1 protein-coding gene and 1 pseudogene are annotated in these 1,804 nt (G+C 77.3%); one reads left to right on the plus strand and one right to left on the minus strand.

What is annotated here, in order from left to right; all coding sequences use genetic code 11:
• Positions 1 to 328: 328 nt before the first annotated feature.
• Positions 329 to 667, minus strand: a pseudogene (locus VP06_RS35750) (iron-sulfur cluster assembly protein); the annotation flags it as partial.
• Positions 668 to 896: 229 nt separating this feature from the next.
• Between VP06_RS35750 and VP06_RS33360 the strand changes: the two are divergent.
• A complete protein-coding gene (locus tag VP06_RS33360) occupies positions 897 to 1,496 on the plus strand; it encodes an RNA polymerase sigma factor (protein WP_048468126.1) in 600 nt (199 codons plus the stop codon).
• The last annotated feature ends 308 nt before the right edge of the window (positions 1,497 to 1,804 follow it).

Here is a 1,804-nt window from a genome sequence, read left to right on the forward strand (position 1 = left end):
GGCAGGAACCCCTCCGTGCGCCCGATTCCGCCGCGCTCGGCGAGCACCCGGCGGGTCTCGCCGGTCTCGCGGTCGAGGCGGCGGGCGAAGGCGGCGGCGCCGGCGTCGCGCAGGCGAGCGGCCCGCCCGCGGAACGCGCCCGCGGCGACCTGCGGCATGCGGGGGGGCGGCGTGCCGGGGGGGGGGGGGGGGGGGGAACCGGGGGGGCGGGGGAGGGGGGGGGGCGGTCGCGCCCCCCCCGTCCCCCGGGGGGGACCGCCCCGGTGGCCGGAGCGCTCCCCCCCCCCCCCCCGCGGGGGGGCGGCCGTTCAGCGTCCCGCCGCCCCTGCCCCGGGCCGGGCGGGGGACCGCCGTGAGCGCCACCCTGGGGCGTGCCGCCCGGAGCGGCGGGCCGCGGCGCCGGGCCGGCACCCGGCCCGCGCTCGGCGGTGAGGCTCGCCAGCGCCGCCTTGACGCCCGGAACCTTGAGCACCGCGATCTCGGCCGCCTGCCGCACCGTCTCGAAAGCCTTGGCCTCCGGCGGCGCGATGCCGATCGAGAAGACGACCCGGCCGGTGGGGTCGATGACGATCTCCGACAGGCGGCCGGAGGCCGGCAGGCTGGTTCCCGCCGCATCGACCGTCACGCCCGCGAGCGCCTTCAGCACGTCGTCCCGGGTGATCGCCACGTCGCCTCGCTCCTGTCCGCCATGCGTATCTGGTCCCGCGTCATGTAACCCCTGTGTGGGGAAACGCCAGCGCGGCGGGCCCGGCCATCGGTGGGGGGCCGTTCGGGCTGGCGTCGCGCCGGCTGCGCATCCCGCCGAAAATCGATCATCATCCGCCAAGGATGGCGCGGCCTGCCGCGTCTGACGGGTCGAGCGCGGCCGGCCGCGCGACGGAGGCGGGATCTCGGGCATGCAGCCGCTCGCGACACAGATGGACACGAAGGGGCACGGCCCCCCGCCCGGAACGGCGCCGCCGGATCCCGATGCCGACCTCGCCGCCCGGGCGGCGCGGGGCGACCGCGCGGCCTTCGAGGCGCTGCTGCGGCGCCACTACGACCGCATGCACGCCATCGCCTGGCGCATGACCGGCTCGCGCCACGATGCCGAGGACGTGGTGCAGGAGGTGTGCTGCACCCTGGTGGAGCGGATCGCCGGGTTCCGCGGCGAGGCCAAGGTCTCGACCTGGCTGTTCGGCATCGTGCTCAATGCCTGCCGCGACCATCACCGCCGCCGCTCCACCCTGGCGCGGATGAAGGACGGCCTGGGGACTTGGCTGCGCCTCGGTCCCACCCCCGACGGGCGCGACCTCTACCGCCGCGCCTGGCTCGCCGGGGCCCTCGCCCGCCTCGACCCCGCCCTGCGCGAGACCGTCGTGCTGGTGGTGGGGGAGGGCCTGACCCACGCCGAGGCCGGCCAGGCGCTCGGCATCGCCGAGGCCACGGTGTCGTGGCGCCTGCACGAGGCCCGCCGCCGCCTCAAGACCGATCCGGAGGAGCGCCATGGCGCCTGACACCGACATCCTTCCCCCCGTCCCGGTACCCTCCGCCGAGGCCCGCGAGCGGGCGTTCGCCGCGGCCCTCGCCCGGTTCGATGCCGTGCACGGCGAAAAAAATCCGGCCGCGGGCCAAGCTTTCTCCGGGGCGGCGCGTCGCAAGGAGCGTCGATCTCTTCTGAGAGGCCCGCTCATGCTCCGCACCCGTCCCCTCATGGCTGCCACCCTGGTGGCCGCCGTCAGTCTTCCCGCCGCCTGGACCATCCTGCGCGAACGCGCCGCGATGGCGCCGGAGGGCCAAGTCTCGCCGGAGGCCAAGAGCGCGC

The organism is Methylobacterium aquaticum, assembly GCF_001043915.1.
GTDB classification, from domain to species: Bacteria; Pseudomonadota; Alphaproteobacteria; order Rhizobiales; family Beijerinckiaceae; genus Methylobacterium; species Methylobacterium aquaticum.